Annotated in this window: 14 protein-coding genes; 8 read left to right on the top strand and 6 right to left on the bottom strand. The window is 72.1% G+C overall.

The window, feature by feature from the left end:
* Positions 1-113 precede the first annotated feature (113 nt).
* The 5 genes from OV207_RS21735 to OV207_RS21715 all read left to right on the top strand — a co-directional run bounded on the left by OV207_RS21735 (position 114) and on the right by OV207_RS21715 (position 3129).
* Positions 114-590 carry a peroxiredoxin gene (locus OV207_RS21735; RefSeq protein ID WP_193428359.1) on the top strand — a complete coding sequence of 159 codons (477 nt, stop codon included), beginning with the start codon at positions 114-116 and terminating at the stop codon, positions 588-590.
* A gap of 180 nt (positions 591-770) precedes the next feature.
* Complete coding sequence (locus OV207_RS21730) at positions 771-1394, top strand: RNA polymerase sigma factor (protein ID WP_193428360.1); 624 nt, start codon at positions 771-773, stop codon at positions 1392-1394.
* Positions 1394-1927: a zf-HC2 domain-containing protein gene (locus OV207_RS21725; protein WP_193428361.1), complete on the top strand. Its 534-nt coding sequence runs from the start codon at positions 1394-1396 to the stop codon at positions 1925-1927. The genes OV207_RS21730 and OV207_RS21725 overlap by 1 nt, the downstream gene beginning before the upstream one ends.
* A complete protein-coding gene (locus tag OV207_RS21720; protein ID WP_267557034.1) occupies positions 1924-2421 on the top strand; it encodes a hypothetical protein in 498 nt (165 codons plus the stop codon). Before OV207_RS21725 ends, OV207_RS21720 begins: the two co-directional genes overlap by 4 nt.
* A gap of 129 nt (positions 2422-2550) precedes the next feature.
* Positions 2551-3129, top strand: coding sequence for a DUF4136 domain-containing protein (locus tag OV207_RS21715; RefSeq protein WP_193428362.1), 579 nt, complete (start codon positions 2551-2553; stop codon positions 3127-3129).
* Between the two features lie 10 nt (positions 3130-3139).
* On the opposite strand, the gene OV207_RS21710 is transcribed toward OV207_RS21715, so the two are convergent.
* The 3 genes from OV207_RS21710 to uvrA form a co-directional block, all read right to left on the bottom strand.
* Positions 3140-4282: a chemotaxis protein gene (locus OV207_RS21710; RefSeq protein WP_267557033.1), complete on the bottom strand. Its 1143-nt coding sequence runs from the start codon at positions 4280-4282 to the stop codon at positions 3140-3142.
* 228 nt (positions 4283-4510) lie between these two features.
* On the bottom strand, positions 4511-5077 hold the full coding sequence (locus tag OV207_RS21705; RefSeq protein WP_267557032.1) for a glutathione peroxidase: 567 nt from the start codon (positions 5075-5077) through the stop codon (positions 4511-4513).
* Between the two features lie 34 nt (positions 5078-5111).
* Positions 5112-10415, bottom strand: a complete 5304-nt coding sequence (gene uvrA / locus OV207_RS21700; RefSeq protein WP_267557031.1) for an excinuclease ABC subunit UvrA — start codon at positions 10413-10415, stop codon at positions 5112-5114.
* A gap of 186 nt (positions 10416-10601) precedes the next feature.
* Between uvrA and OV207_RS21695 the strand changes: the two genes are divergently transcribed.
* Positions 10602-11615, top strand: coding sequence for a S1 family peptidase (locus tag OV207_RS21695; RefSeq protein WP_267557030.1), 1014 nt, complete (start codon positions 10602-10604; stop codon positions 11613-11615).
* Between the two features lie 9 nt (positions 11616-11624).
* On the opposite strand, the gene OV207_RS21690 is transcribed toward OV207_RS21695, so the two are convergent.
* Positions 11625-12206, bottom strand: a complete 582-nt coding sequence (locus OV207_RS21690) for a DUF2378 family protein (RefSeq protein WP_193428367.1) — start codon at positions 12204-12206, stop codon at positions 11625-11627.
* 370 nt (positions 12207-12576) lie between these two features.
* On the opposite strand from OV207_RS21690, the gene OV207_RS21685 reads away from it, so the two are divergent.
* The gene (locus OV207_RS21685; protein ID WP_267557029.1) at positions 12577-14685 is read left to right on the top strand and encodes a M4 family metallopeptidase; all 2109 of its coding nucleotides are present in this window, start codon (positions 12577-12579) and stop codon (positions 14683-14685) included.
* 95 nt (positions 14686-14780) lie between these two features.
* Here OV207_RS21685 and OV207_RS21680 read toward each other — a convergent pair whose 3' ends face one another.
* Together OV207_RS21680 and OV207_RS21675 are read right to left on the bottom strand one after the other, a co-directional pair.
* Positions 14781-16091, bottom strand: a complete 1311-nt coding sequence (locus tag OV207_RS21680) for a M18 family aminopeptidase (protein WP_267557027.1) — start codon at positions 16089-16091, stop codon at positions 14781-14783.
* Between the two features lie 12 nt (positions 16092-16103).
* Positions 16104-16937 (bottom strand): hypothetical protein, encoded by an 834-nt coding sequence (locus tag OV207_RS21675; RefSeq protein ID WP_267557026.1) that lies wholly within the window; start codon positions 16935-16937, stop codon positions 16104-16106.
* A gap of 126 nt (positions 16938-17063) precedes the next feature.
* On the opposite strand from OV207_RS21675, the gene OV207_RS21670 reads away from it, so the two are divergent.
* The gene (locus tag OV207_RS21670; RefSeq protein WP_193428371.1) at positions 17064-17774 is read left to right on the top strand and encodes a hypothetical protein; all 711 of its coding nucleotides are present in this window, start codon (positions 17064-17066) and stop codon (positions 17772-17774) included.
* Position 17775 lies beyond the last annotated feature (1 nt).

The raw sequence follows: 17775 nt of genomic DNA, 5'->3' as shown, positions 1-17775 counted from the left end.
GACCTTAGCCAGATTCCCGACAGGCGGGGCGACCGGCGCGCCGCGGCATGGGATGGCCGGGAAAACGTGGTAGGGGAAGGCGACCCCGCTGCCCCGGGAGGAGCGCGCACCGCATGATTTCCGTCGGAGAACTCGCGCCAGACTTCGTCGCGACCGACTGCCACGGCCAGGACGTGCGGCTGTCGGGGCTGCGCGGACGGCGGGTGGTGCTCTTCTTCTTCCCCCGCGCCTTCACGGTGGGGTGCACCATCGAGAACCGGGCGTTCCGGGACAACCACGAGCGGATCCGCGCGCTGGGCGCGGAGCTGGTCGGCGTCTCCGTGGACACCCTCAGCACCCAGTGCGACTTCGCCGAACAGGAGGGCATCCACTTCGCCCTGCTGGGGGACGACGAGCGGCGGATCAGCCGCTCCTGGGGCGTGCTGTGGCCCCTGCTCAACGTGGACCGGCGCGTCACGTTCATCATCGGCGCGGATGGCACCGTCGAGCACGTCATCCAACACGAGGTGCGCGTCTACCGGCACCTGGACGACGTGCTGAAGTACCTCCAGGCGAATCCCCTCCCTGGCGGCCCCAGCGCGGCGGCCTGACGCCCCCCGCTGGACGCACGCGCGTCGGGTGGGCCCTCTGGCGGGTTCCCCGGGCCCGCGCCTGCTCCGGGACGGCCCCCTGCCCACCTGCCGGCCTGCCTGGCTCCGGGCTTCCCGCACCTTCGCGGGGCGAAATGCCCCGGAAAATAACCTCCTGTCCCGTGGCGGGTTGGAGCCCCTGTGAGCGGACGGGTCCTAGGACTGGCGCGGCCCGGGCAGGGCGCGGGGGCCCCCACGGACGAGGCCCTGTGCGGGGCCTTCCTGGCGGGGGACGCGGCGGCGTTCGGCCAGCTCTTCGAGCGGCACCGGGGTCTCGTCTTCGCGCTGGTGCGCCGGTACACCACCAGCGCGGAGGACGCGGCGGACCTCACGCAGCAGGCCTTCCTCCGGGCGCTGGAGGCCTCGCGCCGGGTGTTCGCGCGCTTCAACCCCGCCACGCCCGCGCCCTTCCGGCCCTGGCTGGTGCGCGTGGCGCTCAACCTGGCGAAGAACCACGCGCGCCAGGGCTTCCGCTGGCGGCCGGTGCTGGTGGAGGCGGTGACGGACGACGTGGCGGGCGACGTGGGGGAGAGCGTGGAGGCCACGCTGGAGCGCGCCCAGCGCGGACAGCAGGTGCGGAAGGCCGTGCTCGCCCTGCCCCGGCGCCAGCGCGAGGTGCTGACGCTGCGGGTGGACGGCGGACTGCCGTTCAAGGACATCGCCCAGACGCTGGGCATCACGGAGAACAACGCGAAGGTGCAGTTCCACCACGCGGTGAAACGCTTGAAGGCCGACATGGCCGTGACACCAGGGGAGAAGCCGTGATGGGTGCGTGCGTGGAATACGAGGAGCAGGCGAGCCTCCACGCCGCCGGGGCGTTGGAGGGAGAGGAGGCCACGCGCTTCCGCTCCCACCTGGAGTCCTGCGCGGCCTGCCAGGCGGAGGTGGCGTCCACCCAGGCCCTGCTGGGGCTGGTGGCGCTGCCGCCCCAGACGGCCATCGAGGCGCGCGCGCAGGAAGGCCTGGGCGCGCGGACGCTGTCGGCGTGGCGCCGCGACCAGGCGCGCCGGTGGATGGGACGCCGGGCCCTGGGTTCGCTTGCCGCCGTCGCCGCGGTGGTGGCGTTGATGCTGGGCCCGTCCGCGCTGGAGCGCCTGAGGGCCCCCCGGGCCGTGGCGCCGGACACGGGCAGGGTCGCCCAGACCGCGGCCCCCGGCGACGACCTGGACGCGGAGACGGTGGCCGCGTTCGAGGCATGGGCCGGGCTGGAGCCGCTGGACGCGGACGCGCTGGCGTCCCTGTCCGACGGCGAGGACGAGCTGGTGGACGGGGACTTCGACCTGGGAGAGGCACTGTGAAGACGCTGAAGCGGATGACCGTGGCGCTGGTGTTCGCGCTGCCGATGCTGGCCCTGGCGCAGCCCGACAGGCCGGGGCCCGGCGCGCGCGACCCCGACCGCATGGCGAGGGCCGAGCAACGGCAGCGCCTGCGCCAGGTGCTGGAGCTGGCGGACACGCTGGAGCTGGACAGCGCGCAGGCGCTGAAGATGGATGAGACGCTGCGCCGCTTCGAGGACCGGCGCCGGCCGCTGCGCGAGCAGGTGCGGGACTCGGCGCGCACGCTGCAACGGGCGTCGCGGGGCGACAGCGCGGCGCAGGGCCAGGTGGACGCGGCGGCGCAGAAGGTCTTCGACGCGCGGGCGCAGATCGCCGCGCTGGACCGGGAGATGTACCAGGCGCTCGCCAAGGACCTGCCCCCCCAGAAGCGCGCGCGGCTGGCCATCGTCCTGGCCCGCTCCGAGGGCGCGAAGTGGCTCAAGGGCAAGAGGGAGAAGGGACCGCACGGCGACTGAGACGTCCCTCCCCGGGGGCGGAGGCGGACGGACGGGCAAGGCCGGGACATCCCCCTGGCGCATCCCCAGTGTCATGGGACCTACCGTGTCCCGTCCCAAGGGGCACTCCCCACTCCCGAGGAGTCCGCCATGCGCCTGCTGTCCCGTGTCGTTCCCGTGCTCGTGGGGCTGGGGCTCGCGTCCTGTGCCGGCGTCGATGTCGGCACCAGCTACGACCCCGCGGCGGTGGAGCGGATTGAGGGCTTCCGCACCTATGCATGGCTGTCTCAACCCCAGAAGAGCCAGGACTCGCGCATCAACAACGCCATCACCGACGCCCAGGTGAAGGAGGCGGTGGACCGCGACCTCCAGGAGCGGGGCTACCGGAAGGTGGAGGCGAACCCGGACTTCCTCATCGGGTGGCAGGGCGCCATCGACACGCGGCTGTCCGAGGAGTCGGTGGACAGCTACTACGGCTACCCGTGGGATCCGTTCTGGGGTTCGTTCTACGGGCCCTACGGAGGGGGACAGACATACCTGCGCCAGTACGACGTGGGCACGCTCATCCTCGACGTGGTGGACGCGAAGCAGAAGACGCTCGTGTGGCGCGGCACGGCCCAGACGGACCTGGGTGACAGCCCGAGCATCCAGAGCACCGGCAACAAGCTCGACGACGGGGTGAAGAAGATGCTGGAGCGCTTCCCGCCCAAGCCCGAGAAGCCAGACTAGGCCCGGCCCGTCAGCGGGCCCGCCGCAAGGCCCGCGCGAGCCCCCACGCGCCCAGCAGCCCTCCCGCGCCCACCAACACCACCAGCAGCCCGAGCCAGAGGAAGATCCGGTCCACCAGCGGCCCCAGCCGATTGAAGGCGTGGTCCACCCAGCCGCGCGCCAGCCCGTCCACCTGCTGGAGCGCGGCGACCCGCTCCGCGTGCAGCGCGTCCACCACCGCCTGCCGTTCGCGGCCCACTTCCGCGAGCACCGCCTCCCGCTCGCGCGTGACGAAGCCCTGGAGGTCCAGGCGCTCGGCGTGGAGGGCGTCCAGCACCGCGCGCCTTTCGTGGGCGATGAGCGCTGGCGTGTTCGCGGCCACCGTGCCCACGCGCTCCAGCAGGTCCACCGTGCGGCCCAGCTCCGCCAGCGAGGACTGGAGCAGGGGTGAGTTCAGCGCGTCGTCCGCGACCAGCTCCGCCTGCCAGCGGGCCTGTCGGGGCAGGCTGGTCGCGTAGAGGTCCACGCGCGCCGTGAGGTCGCGGGTGTCCTCGACGAGCCCCGCCGCCGTGGAGCGCAGGCCGCCACCGGACGCCTCGGTGACGGAGGCCAGCAGCGGCGCGGTGGACACGCGCGTGACCAGTGGTCCCGTCAGGGGGTGCTGCGCGGCCCAGCCGTGCACGAGCTCCCGCGCCCGCGACACGTCCTCCCGGCCAGTCACCTCGCGCCACACGGCCTCCAGTTGGGACTCCATGTCCGCCAGCGCCTCCTGCGCGTGCGACATGAGCTCCGGCGGAGCCCCCTCCGCGTAGCGGGGCAGCGCGTCCTGGATCTGCGCCAGCAGCGCCCACGCGTCGAGGAGCGCGGCCACGGGATCCGGTTGGAAGAGCACGCTCTGCATCGTGGGCACGGCGTTGGCCTTGAAGCGCAGCATGGCGCTGGACACCCGGGGGGAGTCGGAGCGCACGGAGAGGTCGTCCGCGGTCGCCTCCAGCAGTCCCGAGAAGCGCCGGGCCAGGTCACGCACGCGGACGCGTAGCGCCGCCACGGACACGTCGGAGCGGCCCACGCGCGCGGTCAGCTCCGAGCGCTGGGGCCCCAGCCCCGCGCACCCACCCAGGAGCGCCGCGAGCAGCAGCACGGTCACGACGCGGAGGGAGGAGACAGGGGACATGGGCCAGCCCCCAAGCTGCGCACGTCCGGACGAACAGCCGAGCCGCCCCCGCGAACGAATCCCTCGTCGGAAGTCGGACGGTTCCAGCGACAGCGGGGCCTCGCATCCCTCGGCTCCCACCAAGGCGCCTCACGCCGGGAATGAAGCCCGCGTCGGGCGACGCGGCACCGCCTCCGCCCCACCCCGGCGCGGACCCGCGACATCGGGCCCGGCACCGGGAGGCGGACGTCACTTCTCCGCGAGCGCCTTGTCGAGCGCGGCCTTCAGCTCCGGGCTGTCCGGCGTGACGCTGCTGGGGAAGACGGCCTTCACCTGGCCGTCCTTGCCCACCACGTACTTGTGGAAGTTCCACTTGGGCTCGCCGTGGTCCTTGGCGAGGAAAGCGTAGACGGGGGACTGGCCCTCGCCCTTCGTCTTCACCTTCTCGAACATGGGGAAGGTGACCTTGAAGCGCAGCTCGCAGAACTTCGCGATCTCCTGCGACGTGCCCGGCTCCTGCCCGCCGAAGTCGTTGGACGGGAAGCCCAGGACGACGACGCCCTTGTCCTTGTAGCCCCGGTGCAGCGCCTCCAGGCCCTTGTACTGCGGCGTGTAGCCACACTCGGACGCGGTGTTCACGACGAGGGCGACCTTGCCCTGGAAGTCCGACAGCTTCTCGGGCTTGCCGTCCAGCCGGTTGGCGGAGAGCTGATGGAAGGACATGGGGGCTTTCTTCTCCGGCTTCGTGTCCGCGGCGGAAGCCGCCGTGGAGAGGCAGAGCACCGTCGCGACGGTGAACAGCAGTGGGGTTCGCATGCGGGGGGCAGGATGCCGGAAGGGGTTCAAGGTTTCACCGTCCCCGCGAAGCCACGCGGGCCTTGGGTTCTTCAGTGGAAAAAACCGTCTTCAACACCCGGCCCGTGGGCGTCTTGAGCTTCGCCACCTCGCGGGGCGTGCCCTCGCCCACGATGCGGCCACCGCCCTCGCCGCCCTCCGGCCCCAGTTCCACGACGTGGTCGCCCGCGGCGATGACGGACGGGTGGTGCTCGATGACGACCAGCGTGTCGCCCCGGTCCACCAGCCGGCCCAGGAAGGTGATGAGCTTCTCCACGTCGCCCAGGTGCAGGCCCGTGGTGGGTTCATCCAGCACGTACAGCGTGGGCTCGTGGCGGGACGTGGCCGTCAGCTCCGCGGCCAGCTTCAGCCGCTGCGCCTCGCCACCGGACAGCGTGTTGGAGCCCTGCCCCAGTTGCAGGTAGCCCACGCCCAGGTCCGCCAGGCACACCAGCGGCGCGGCCACCTTCGGGATGGAGCGGAACACGTCCTTGGCCTCGTCCGCGGACAGGCGGAGCACGTCGCCCACGGTGAGGCCGTGGTAGCGCACCTCCAGCGTGGCGGCGTCGAAGCGCGCCCCGTTGCAGGCCTCGCACGGCGTGACGACGTCCGGCAGGAAGGACATCTCATGGGAGATGGCGCCCTGCCCTTCGCACACCTTGCAGCGGCCGCCGCTCGCCGTGTTGAAGGAGAAGCGCGCGGGCCCGAAGCCGCGAATCTTCGCCTCGGGCGTGGCCGCGAACACGCGGCGCAGCTCGTCCCAGATGCCCAGGAACGTGGCCGGCACGGAGCGCGGCGTGCGGCCGATGGGCGACTGGTCCACCGACAGCACCCGCTTGATGGACTCCACGCCCTTCAGCGAATCGAACGCGCCGGGCTTCGACGTCACCAGCCCCAGCCTGTCGCGCAGCGCCGGGTAGAGCACCTGACGGATGAGCGTGCTCTTGCCGGAGCCCGACACGCCGGAGACGACGTTGAGCCGCCCCACCGGCAGCCGCAGGTCCACGCGCTGGAGGTTGTTCGCGCGCGCGCCCTTCAGCTCCACCCACGCCTGGGGCTCGCCGCGTCCGGAGGGAGGCCGCACCTGCGCGGCCCGGAGCGCGAGCGCGGTGGGCGACTGCGACTCCAGCACCACGTCCGGAGGGCCCTCGGCCAGGATGTGGCCGCCGCCCCGCCCGCCCGTGGGCCCCAGGTCCAGCAGGTGATCCGCCGCGCGGATGGTGTCCGAGTCATGCTCCACCACCAGCACCGTGGAGCCCGTGTCCACCAGCGCGCGCAGGTTGTCGAGCAGCCGGTGCGTGTCGCGCGGGTGCAGCCCGATGGTCGGCTCATCCAGCACGTACAGCGCGCCGGTGAGGCCCGCGCCCAGCTGCGCGGACAGCCGCAGCCGCTGCATCTCTCCGCCGGACAGCGTGGCCGCGTTGCGGTCCAGGGACAGGTAGCCCAGGCCCACGCGCTCCAGGAACTCCAGCCGCCGCAGCATCTCCTGCCGGGCCGTCTCGCCCAGCAGCGCCCGGTCCCCCTTGAGCTTCCAGGTGCGCACGCGCGCGAGCGTGGACGTCACCGACGCCTGCACCACCTCGTGGTAGCGGGCGCCCTCCAGCCGCACCGCGCGCGGCATGGGCGCCAGCCGGCTGCCCCCGCACGTCCGGCACGGGGCCGTCTCCCCCTCCGCCATCGCCGCCGCGCCGCCCTGCACGCCGGTGCCTTCGCACGACTCGCAGCGGCCCTGCTTCGTGTTGAAGGAGAACCAGCGCGGATCCAGCTCCGGCACGGCGGTGCCGCACTTCGGGCAGGTGCGCTCGCTGGACAGGAGCGTCTCCGCCTTGCCCGCGCGGACCTTCAGCGCGCCCTTGCCCCAGTTGAGCGAGGACTCGAACACCTCGCGCGGCAGCTTCGCGAGCTTGCCCTCGTACATCACGAGGTCGATGTCGTGCTCCTTCGTCTTCGCCAGCCGGGGCGGGTCGTCCGTGGACGCGAGCGCCCCGTCCACGATGGCCTGCGTGATGCCCGCGCGCGCCGCCGCCGTGAAGACGTCCAGGTACGTGCCCTTGCGAGCGCGCACCGCGGGCGCCAGCACCTGCCCGTCCCCCTTCGTCGCGGTCACCTGCGCGAAGAGCGCCGCGGGCGTGGTGGCGCCGATGGGCGTGTCGTCGTTGGGGCAGTGCGGCTCGCCAATCTTCGCGTACATGAGCCGCAGGTAGTGGGCCACCTCCGTGACGGTGGCCACGGTGCTGGTGGCGCCCGCGCGGGACGTGCGCTGCTCCAGCGCCACGGTGGGCGGGATGCTGCTGATCCGCTCCACGTCCGGGCGCGGCAGCGTGGGCAGGAACTGCCGCGCGTACGGCGTCAGCGTCTCCAGGAAGCGGCGCTGCCCTTCGGCGAAGACGACGTCGAACACCAGCGAGCTCTTGCCGGAGCCGCTGGGCCCCGTCACCACCGTCATCTTCCCCAGGGGGATGCGGCATGACACGTCCTGGAGGTTGTGCTCGCGCGCGTGCTCCACCTCGATGGCGGGCGGAGCCTCCTTGCCCGGCTTGCGCAGCTTCACCGTGCGGGCCAGCGGCTTGCCCTCGCCCCGGAGCGCGGCGGCGGTGGCGCTGCCCTTCACCTTCGCCACGTCCTCGGGCGTGCCCTCCGCCACCAGCCGGCCGCCGTCGCGACCGCCCCTGGGCCCCAGGTCGATGATCCAATCCGAGCCCTTCATCACCGACACGTCGTGGTCCACCACCAGCACGCTCGCGCCCCGGTCCACCAGCGCGTGCAGCGACGCCATCACGTGGCGCACGTCCTCCGCGTGGAGGCCGGCGCTCGGCTCGTCGATGAGGAACAGCGTGCCCTTCGCGTCGCTGGCCAGCGCGCGCGCCAGCTTCAGCCGCTGCGCCTCGCCGCCGGACAGCGTGGACAGGGGCTGGCCCAGGGGCAGGTAGCCCAGGCCCAGGCGCTGCGCCGGGCCCAGGGTGCGCTTGAGCGCCGCGTCGTCGCCGAAGTGCTGGAGCACCTCATCCAGCGTCATCTCCAGCACCTGCGCCACGCTGTAGCCGTGGTGCCGGACGGCGAGCACCTCCTCCTTGAAGCGCCGGCCCCGGCACACCGCGCACAGGAGGGCGACGTCCGCGAGGAACTGCATCTCCACCGTCTCGTAGCCTTCGCCCGCGCACGCCTCGCAGCGGCCCTTGTCCACGTTGAAGGAGAAGTGCGCGGACGTCAGGCCGCGCACCTCCGCCTCCGGCTCCGACGCGAAGCGCTCGCGCAGCCGGTCCCACGCCTTGGTGTACGTGGCCGCGTTGCCGCGCGACGTGCGGCCCAGCGGGGACTGGTCCACGAAGGTGATGGCCTCCACCTGCGCGCCGCCCTCCACCGCCACTACGTCGCCGGGGGCCTCCACGTCCTTGACGCCCAGGCCGCGCGCCAGGTGGCGGTAGAGCACCTCGTCCATCAGCGTGCTCTTGCCGGAGCCGCTGGGGCCGGTGATGGCGCACAGCACGCCCAGCGGCACGCGCACGGACACGTCCTTCAGGTTGTGCTCGCGCGCCTCGCGGATGACCAGCTCGCCCGTGCGGGCGCGCGGCTTGCGCGGCGCCTCCGTGCCCCCCGCCAGCATCCTCCCGGTGGGCAGGTCCTGACGCTTCGCCAGGGCCTCGGGGGTGCCGTCGAAGCACAGCGTCCCGCCGTGCCGGCCGGCGCCCGGGCCCAGCTCCAGCACGCGGTGCGCGGAGCGGATGACCAGCGGATCATGCTCGATGACCAGCGCGATGTTGCCCCGCTCCGCCAGCTCCGCGATGGCCTCCGTGAGCGGCGGCACGTCCCCCGGGTGCAGGCCCACGGTGGGCTCGTCCAGCACGAAGAGCGCGCCCGTGAGCGACGTGCCCAGCGCGGCGGTGAGCGACACGCGCTGCGCCTCCCCGCCCGACAGCGTGCGCGCGGGGCGGTCCAACGTCAGGTAGCCCAGGCCCACGCGCTGCAGGTAGCGCAGGCGGCCGGCCAGCTCGCGCCGCGCCAGGTCCCCCTGCCCCGTGAGCGTCTTCAGCGCCTCCAGGCGCGTGAGGCCCTCCGTCAGCTCCAGCCCGTGCCAGCCCGGCAGGTCCAGGCCGCCCACGCGCCATGCGCGGGCCTGCTCGTTGAGCCGCGCGCCGTGACAGTCCTCGCAGAGCGTGTACGCGCGGTAGCGGGCCAGCAGCACGCGCACGTGCATCTTGTACGTGCGCCCCTCCATCCACTTGAACCACGCGCGCACGCCCGGATAGGCGCGGCCCTCGTCGTAGCCCCCGGAGCCCTCCAGCACCGACTCCCGCTGCGCGGCGGTCAGCTTCTCCCACGGCTTGTCCAGCGGGATGCCCTTCTGCCGGCACCAGCGCTGGAGCATGTCCCGCTCCCAGCTCGTGGACTGGCCGGACCACGGCCGGATGGCGCCCTCCGACAGGCTCAGCGACGGGTTGGGGATCACCTTCCCCCAGTCGATGCCGATGGTGCGCCCGAAGCCGCGACATGGCGCGCACGCGCCCACCGGGCTCTGGTAGCTGAAGAGGCCCGGCCGCGCGGGCTCGAACTCCCGCGCGCACTTCGGACACACCAGGCCCCGGCGCAGCCGCTTCGGCGCGGACTCCGGCAGGTGCAGCAGCGCCTCGCCGTCCGCGCGCGCCCACGCATCCTCCAGCGCCTGGGTGACGCGCGACAGGTTCGCGTCCGACAGCTTCACCCGGTCCACCACCACCTGCGCCACGCCCGCGGAGTCGGTGGCCTCCCCCGGCTTGAGCGTCTCCAGCTCCTTCACCTCGCCCTGCGCCATGAGGCGGTGGTAGCCGTCCTTGAGCAGGCGGGCCCTGGCGTCCAGGAACGCGGACGTGTCCGGGATGCGCACGGGGAAGGTGAAGACGCCCGTCGCGTCCGGGTGCTCGCGCAGGGCGGCCTGGGCGGCCACGCGCGCGTCGGTGCGGACCGCCTCCAGGCCACAGTCCGGGCACACCGGCATCGCTTCCCGGGTGAAGAGCGCGGACAGGTACGGCTCCACGTCCGCCAGCGTCGCCACCGTGGAGCGCGAGCTCTTCACCGGCGCGCGCCGGTCCACCGCCACGCCCGCCGCCACCGGCTCCAGCGCCACCATGGGCGGCCGCTCCAGCCGCTCCAGGAACTGCCGGGCATACGGGCTGAAGCTCTCCACGAACCGGCGCTGGCCTTCCGCGTAGAGGGTGTCCAGCGCGAGGCTGGACTTGCCGCCTCCGGACACGCCCGTGATGCAGACGAACTCCCCCTCCGCCAGGTCGACGGAGAGATCCTTGAGGTTGTGGGTGCGGGCGCCGACGAGGTGGGTCTTGTGCATGCCGGCCGGAGGTTTAACGACCTGACACTCCCGCGCCAATCACAACATGGAGGACAACACCGGCCGGAGTCCGACGCCCGGGTGGGTTGGGCGGGGGGCAGGCGGGCTGCTACAAGGATGGACGGGTGCATCCCCGACGCAGCACGCGCGGGAATGCCGGCCCGGGTTTCACAAGCGGGGGTTGCGATGTCCGACGACGATCAGGCCCACAAGGCCCGGACCGACGAGGCCCTGCGCCGCGCGGGGGCTTCGCTGGTGCTGCTGGAGCTGGGCGGCCACACCGCCACGGGGTTCGTCCTCACCACGGAAGGCCACGTCGTCACCAGCCTCCACGCGGTGGCGAGCGCACGCACCATCACCGCCGTGCTGCCCGACGGGCTGCGCACCCAGGTGGTGCAGGTGGCGGCGGTGGACGAGCGGCGCGACCTGGCCCTGCTGCGGCTGTCCGTGCCGGACCTGGTGCCCGCCCTCCCGCTGGGGCCCGCCACGCTGCCCACGGAGGGCGAGTCCCTCCAGGTGCTGCACGCCCGCCCGGGACGTGGGCCCGAAGCCCGCGCGCTGGAGGTCCGCGCGGTGCAGGTGCTGGGGGACTGGCTCACCCTGCTGGAGCTGTCGCGCACCCTCCCCGAGGACGCGTCGGGCGCGCCGGTGCTGGACGCGCGGGGGCAGGTGGTGGGGCTCGCCACCGCCGCGCTCGCCAACGGTCGCGCGCTGGGGCTGGTCATCCCGGCGCGCTACATCGCGCCCCTGCTCGTGTCCCCGGGCCCTCCGCGCCCCCTGTCCGCGCTGGATGCGCCCCGGCAGCGCGCCACCCGCGTGCGCCACGTGCCCCAGCACCCGGTGAACCTGCTGGAGGGCTGCGCCACGCCCTCGGTGGAGTCCGTGGCCGCCCTGCTGGGCCACGCCATCAACGTGGGCGCCCCCGCCTACAACCGGGGCGACGTGGAGGGCTGCTACCGGCTCTATGCCCACACCGCCGAGCAGCTCATCGACGAGCGCGACGACTGCCCCGGCGTCCAGCGCGCGCTGCGCGACGGGCTCCTGCGGTGCGAGGCCCTGCGGGACGCGGAGGACCGCGCCTGGGCGCTGCGCGACACCTTCGACGGGCTGATGGACGTCATCGGCCGCTGGCGCCACGCGCGGCCCTCCCAGCCGCCCTCGCTCGCCCGGCGCCCGCCGCCCAAGACGTACCTCAACTAGCGGCGGGCCTCAGGCGTCGTTCCAGCGGATCCGCAGCGAATAGCCCTGGGGCGCGCGCTCCAGCACGTCCACGCGGGGCAACACCCGCGTGCGGCGCAGCACCTGCTCCACCACGCCCGCCACGAAGTCCGGCAGCGGATCCGCGTCCACCACCGTGGCCCGCCACTCGCGCGCGCGCACCGCCTGCAGCACCAGCTTCATGTCCTCGCGGCCCGCGCGCAGGTACGTGGGCAGCCGCGCCAGGCACCGCTCCACGCCCAGCAGCGGCGCCGCCGTGGCGAAGATGCGGCCCACCAGCGTCTGCGCGAAGCCCTCCACGTAGTGGGTGCCCAGCACCCGGTTGGCCTCCTCGCCGGCCAGGCCCGGACACGCGTGCCGCCGCGCCACCGCCAGCGCCGCGCGCCAGACCTCCAGCGGGAAGTACTCCTCCGCCGACTCCAGGTCGTACCCCACGTCCCGCAGCGCCTGGGCGAACGACCCCGACGGCCGCAGCGCGTGCTGGAACAAGCCCTCGAAGTTGCGACGCGGCACCTGCACCGCCAGCAGCGACCGCCGCGGCGCTTCCGCCGTTTCCTGAATCCAAGACTCCATGCGCCAACCCCCCCAGGGTCCAGCCCCCGCCCGAGCCGGCCGGGAAACCATGCATCAGTGTATCAGTCCCCGCTTCCCCTCCCGCCAGGGCCCCTTTCTGTCCCGGCGGATTTTTCCAAACATTTCCGGCCTTTTTTCGCGCCATTCAACACTCGGCCGGTGACGTCCTGCGTCGGGGATTCCGGGAGTTCGAGTCCGCCTCGACCCCCACTGCAAGTAAAATCTGCGTGTCAAATGATGCATTCACCGGAACTCAACCAATGGTTTTCACTGATTTCTGGGAAGGCGTTTTAACTTTCGCAACCCATCGGAAACTCTGAAGTTGGCTCATGCGAGAATCCTTCATCCCCCTTGCAGTGTGAGTGACCCCATGAGCATTCGCCGCACCGAAGGTCAGACGCCCGTAACGCTCCGTCCCACCACTGAGACCGCGAAGGCCCCGGCGAAGGCGCAGAACGTCCTGCGCGTGAAGGACGGCTTCGAGTCCGTCAAGGGCGTGGGTGGCACCAACACCGCCGCGGCCGTCGCGGCCCCGACGACGACGCCGACGCAGGGCGCGGCCCCGGGCCGCCTCGCGCTGGACAGCAAGGAGGCCCAGTCGGCCATCCAGACGTCGCTGAAGCACCTCACGCCTCCGATGACGGCGTCGTCGCTGCTGGCGGCCAACAAGTCCGGCCCCACGCTGGCGCCCAAGAGCGTCGAGCGCGACGCGCTGGGCATGACGCACGTTCGCCTGGACCGCGTGCACGAGGGCGTGAAGGTCTACGGCGAGCAGCTCATCAGCCACCTGGGCCAGGACGGCAAGGTGAGCAGCGTCACCGGTGAGCAGAACCCCATCCCCGCGGGCCTGGGTTCGCAGAAGCCGAAGCTGGCGCCCCAGCAGGTCATCGACATCGCGAAGAAGGACCTGGGCGGCAAGCCGGACAAGCAGCCCTCCGCCGAGCGCGTCATCTACCAGGACGCGGAAGGCAAGTACCACTCGGCCTACCAGGTGGAGGTGACGCAGATCACCAACCAGGCCGAGCCCAAGAAGCAGAACTACATCATCGACGCGAACTCCGGGAAGGTCCTGGAGAGCTTCAACAAGATCCACGGCTACTCGCGCCCGCTGGCCGGGGGTGACACCCAGGCGACGACGGTGTTCGCGACCCCGAACGCGCCCATCCCGGACCTGGGCAAGGCCACGTCGAAGGTCACCGTCTCGAACGACATCACGGTCGACTCGCTCAAGCTGGACCTGGACATCAAGCACACGTTCAGCGGCGACCTCACCATCAGCCTGACCAGCCCGTCCGGCAAGACGGCCGTCGTGCAGAACCGCAAGGGCGGCGGCGTGGACGACGTGAAGGGCAGCTTCGACCTGTCCGCGTTCGCGGGCGAGTCGGCCAAGGGCGACTGGACCCTCACCGTCGAGGACAAGGCCAAGCGCGACACGGGCACCCTGCAGTCGTGGGGCCTCACCGTCACGGGCAAGGGCACCACGCCTCCCCCGACGGACCCCGTGGGCACCGCGGACGACAAGACGATGTACAGCGGCAACGTCGACCTGAAGACCACGAAGAACGCGGACGGCACGTACTCGCTGGAGGACTCGACGCGCGGCAAGGGCGTGGTGACCTACGACGCGAAGAACGCGAACACGGCCAGCGGCCAGACGAAGATCAGCGACGACAACGACAAGTGGGGCGAGGCCACCGACCCGGCGCGCGCCAAGGCCGGCATCGACGCGCACTACGGCGCGGCCGCGACGTACGACTTCATGAAGGAAGTCCTGGGCCGTGACTCCATCGACGGCGCGGGCGAGAAGCTCGTCAGCTACGTGCACGTGCGCAACAACTACGTGAACGCGTTCTGGGACGGCGAGAAGATGAGCTACGGCGACGGCGACGGCAAGCAGTCCGGCCCGCTCACCACGCTGGACATCGCCGGCCATGAGATCGCGCACGGCCTCACCCAGCGCACCGCCAACCTCGTCTACAGCGGCGAGTCCGGCGGCCTGAACGAGTCCTTCTCCGACATCATCGGCACGGGCGTGGAGTGGCACGCCGCCCAGAAGAACCCCGACGTCAAGTGGAACTGGACCGTGGGCGAGGCCGCGTGGACGCCGACGAACGGCGACCCGCACGACGGCCTGCGCTACATGAACGACCCGACCAAGGACAACTACTCGGTCGACAACTACAAGAACTACCCGAAGCAGACGGAGGTGCACGGCTCCAGCGGCATCTCCAACAACGCCTTCTACCTCCTGGTGGAGGGCGGCAAGAACCGCACCTCCGGCCTGGAAGTGAAGGACGGCATCGGGATGGAGGACGGCCTGAAGATCTTCGGCCGCGCCCTCACCACGTACATGACCCCGAAGACGAACTTCGCGCAGGCCCGCGAGGCCACCATCAAGTCCGCCACGGACCTGTACGGCGCGGACTCCAACCAGGTCCAGAAGGTCAAGGACGCCTGGACCGCGGTCGGCGTGAACTAGTCGTCACCCACGCTTCTTGAAGCACTCCGAGGCGGGTCCGGTGTCGAAGCCGGGCCCGCCTCTTCCTTTGCGTCAGGCGCGGTCAGCGCCCAGGCTCAGGCGAAGAAGCGCGTCAGCACCGCCACCATGCGGGCCACGTCGGACGCGGCGGCCAGCTCCCGGATGGAGTGCATGGACAGCATGGGGTTGCCCACATCCACCGTGCGGATGCCCAGCTGCCCTGCGGTGATGGGGCCAATGGTGCTGCCGCAGCCCAGGTCCGTGCGGGTGACGAAGTGCTGGGGCGTGACGCCGGCCTCCTTGCACAGCGCGGCGAAGTGCGCCCACGACTCGCCGTCCGTCGCGTAGGACTGGTTCACGTTCGTCTTGATGACCGGCCCGCCGCCCAGCTGCGGCTGGTGCTTGGGTTCGTGCATGGACGGGTAGTTGGGATGCACCGCATGCGCCATGTCCGCGCTCACCATGAACGAGCGGCGGATGGCGCGGTGGAACGCGTCCGCGCGGCCGTCCGCGTGCCCCTGGACGATGCGCTCCAGCAGGTCCTTCAGGAACGGCGACGCGGCGCCCTGCGCGCTGCGGCTGCCGCACTCCTCATGGTCGTAGAGCACCACGCCGCAGGTGGCCTCGCGCGGGCCGCCCGGCGACAGCAGCGCGGTGAGGCCGGTGTGGCAGGAGGCCAGGTTGTCCAGGCGGGGCGCGTGGAGGAACTCCCCGTGCAGGCCCGAGCGGGTGGACGGCTGCACGTCGTAGAGGCACAGGTCATAGCCCAGGAGGTCATCCGCGGCCGCCGTCACGCCCTCCTTCGCCAGCTCCTCCACCAGCAGCGCGCGCAGCTCCGCGGGGCCCGCGCTCTCCAGGCCCAGCACCGGCACCATGTGCTCCTGCGGGTTGAGCTTGAGGCCCTCGCTGTTGACGCCGCGGTTCAGGTGGATGGCCAGGTTGGGCACGCGCAAGAGCGGCCGGCGGAAGTCCACCAGGTGGTGCTCCGGGCGGCCGTTCTTCAGCACCACCACGCGGCCCGCGAGCGACAGGTCGCGGTCCGTCCAGGTGTGCAGCAGCACCCCGCCGTAGACCTCGACGCCCAGCTGCTGGTAGCCGTGGCGGTTGACGGGCGCGTTCGGCTTGAGGCGCAGGTTGGGCGAGTCCGTGTGCGAGCCCACCAGCCGGAAGCCGGTGGCGTCCACCGGCTTCGTGCCCAGCTGGAAGGCGGCGATGCTCGTGTCGCCGCGCACCACGAAGACCTTGTCCCCGGCCTTGAGGGACCAGGACTCGCGCTCGTCGAGCGCGCGGTAGCCCGCGTCGGTGAGGCGGCGCGCCGTCTCCCGCACGGCGTGGTACGGCGTGGGCGACGCGTCGATGTACTGGAGGAGGTCTCCGGCCTGCTTGTCGGTGTCGGTGGGGCTCATGGGCCCGGCACGCTAACGCCGTCCGGCCTCCATGCCACGTCCCACTGTCGTTCCCTGGACAGGCAGGCGTGCGCCCGACGGCAGGATGGTGGAGGAGGCGCGCGTCTTCGGCCCGGCGTCCAGGAACGTCCCCAGGAGCACCCAGCGGCGGGCGGCCTCCTCGCGGGCCTTCTTCGCCACCAGCGGCGTCGTGTAGTGCCAGAAGGGCAGCCGGTACACGGTGACGCCGCCCACGGTGCTGACCTTCGTCAGCTCGGAGAAGTGCCCGTCCTTCGCGTACACGAGGTACTGGTGGTCCACGGCGGGCAGCGTCAGGCTGACGTGCATGTCCACGTAGCCGTGGCGCGCGTCGTCCTCCTCCGGGTGGTGGTCGGTGTGCGGGCCCGTGTAGTCGCCGGGGCTGTAGCAGAGCGTCTGGATGCCCCACCCGCGCTTGAGCGCCCGGCCGCTCACCGCCGCCGCGAAGCCCGCGAACGTGTCCGAGCGCAGGAGCGCCACCAGCCCCAGGGCCTCCGCGGCCCGCCACGAGCGCGAGCGCCGGCTCTCCAGGAGCGCGGTGCGCACGCGCACCGTCTTGGGCAGCGCCTCCGTGTAGTTCTCCACCATGCCGGAGATGGAGTCCTCCGGGATGGGGTCCTCCATCGTCACCAGCGTGTCGCGCATCGCCCCGTCCAGCATGTCGCGGACCTGGGTCGCCTTCTTCACGTCGATGACGCCTTGCAGCGCGATGAAGGGACGCGTGGGGTCCAACAACGCGCCGCAGGTCTCGGAGTCTCGACCTTCGAGAATGCGACGGCCCTTGGGGGTGAGCAGGTCGGCGAACTGGGTGGGAAAGCGCGGGGCCATGGCGCGCACCATAGCGGCCCGGGGGCGGAACGCACGCGCCGGGGTGGCCGGGCACGGGGGCCAGGCAACTCCCCTGCTCGCCCGGGCGATAATCCGGTACTCCGAAATCCAGGGTAGAAGGTGACCATGACGTCCGTCCGCCGCCCCCCCACCGCCGCTCCCTCCGCAGCCACGACCCGCACGCAGGCCCCGGCCGCGCAGACGACCCGGTCCAATCAGGTGACGCAGGTGTCGCGCGCGGAGGTGCTCAACCGCGCGGAGCTGGCGCGGGTGCGCTCGACGCAGCCGCCGGTGGCGCCGACGCCGGGCTCGTGGCGGGGTGGCGCGAACACGGAGGTGGGCCGCGCCATCCAGACGATGCGCTCGCGGCTGGCGGACGTGAACATCAGCATCAAGGGTGACACGCCGCAGAGCCTGTTCGACCGCGCCATCCTGGACAACAAGCACGTCACGAACGAGCAGCTCGTGGAGATGTCCAAGGTGACGCTGGAGCAGCTGGCCACGGACCCCAAGGACCGCGCGAAGGTGCTGCAGAAGGTCCCCAACGCGCGCGAGCTGCCGGTGCACAAGTTCACCGTCGCGATGCTGTCCGCGGTGACGGGCATCGACCGCGCGAAGCTGTCGGAGGCCTGTCCGGACCTGGGCCTCACGGGCGCGCCGGGCACGCCGCTGCTCTACGCGGCCAAGACGGAGCGCATGCAGCGCTCCACCGCCCTGCACGACTTCACCGACTACATGCGCGGCGCGGGCGTGAAGGGCATGAACAAGGCCGTCTGGGGCGTGGAGAACCGCATCCTCTCCGCCATCGTCTCCGCGGCGGGCGGCGGCCGGTACTGAC

Source organism: Corallococcus sp. BB11-1 (assembly GCF_026626625.1).
GTDB classification, from domain to species: domain Bacteria; phylum Myxococcota; class Myxococcia; order Myxococcales; family Myxococcaceae; genus Corallococcus; species Corallococcus soli.
Note: the sequence above shows the minus strand (reverse complement) of the source record. Positions and strands in the feature narration are given on the sequence as shown.

Excerpts from the sequence above, each read along its gene's own strand:
- OV207_RS21685 (WP_267557029.1), top strand. The coding sequence starts at position 12,577 with ATGAGCATTCGCCGCACCGAAGGTCAGACGCCCGTAACGCTCCGTCCC.
- OV207_RS21705 (WP_267557032.1), bottom strand. The coding sequence starts at position 5,077 with ATGCGAACCCCACTGCTGTTCACCGTCGCGACGGTGCTCTGCCTCTCC.
- OV207_RS21715 (WP_193428362.1), top strand. The coding sequence starts at position 2,551 with ATGCGCCTGCTGTCCCGTGTCGTTCCCGTGCTCGTGGGGCTGGGGCTC.
- OV207_RS21675 (WP_267557026.1), bottom strand. The coding sequence starts at position 16,937 with ATGGCCCCGCGCTTTCCCACCCAGTTCGCCGACCTGCTCACCCCCAAG.
- OV207_RS21670 (WP_193428371.1), top strand. The coding sequence starts at position 17,064 with ATGACGTCCGTCCGCCGCCCCCCCACCGCCGCTCCCTCCGCAGCCACG.
- OV207_RS21725 (WP_193428361.1), top strand. The coding sequence starts at position 1,394 with ATGGGTGCGTGCGTGGAATACGAGGAGCAGGCGAGCCTCCACGCCGCC.
- OV207_RS21690 (WP_193428367.1), bottom strand. The coding sequence starts at position 12,206 with ATGGAGTCTTGGATTCAGGAAACGGCGGAAGCGCCGCGGCGGTCGCTG.
- uvrA (WP_267557031.1), bottom strand. The coding sequence starts at position 10,415 with ATGCACAAGACCCACCTCGTCGGCGCCCGCACCCACAACCTCAAGGAT.
- OV207_RS21735 (WP_193428359.1), top strand. The coding sequence starts at position 114 with ATGATTTCCGTCGGAGAACTCGCGCCAGACTTCGTCGCGACCGACTGC.
- OV207_RS21680 (WP_267557027.1), bottom strand. The coding sequence starts at position 16,091 with ATGAGCCCCACCGACACCGACAAGCAGGCCGGAGACCTCCTCCAGTAC.
- OV207_RS21695 (WP_267557030.1), top strand. The coding sequence starts at position 10,602 with ATGTCCGACGACGATCAGGCCCACAAGGCCCGGACCGACGAGGCCCTG.
- OV207_RS21710 (WP_267557033.1), bottom strand. The coding sequence starts at position 4,282 with ATGTCCCCTGTCTCCTCCCTCCGCGTCGTGACCGTGCTGCTGCTCGCG.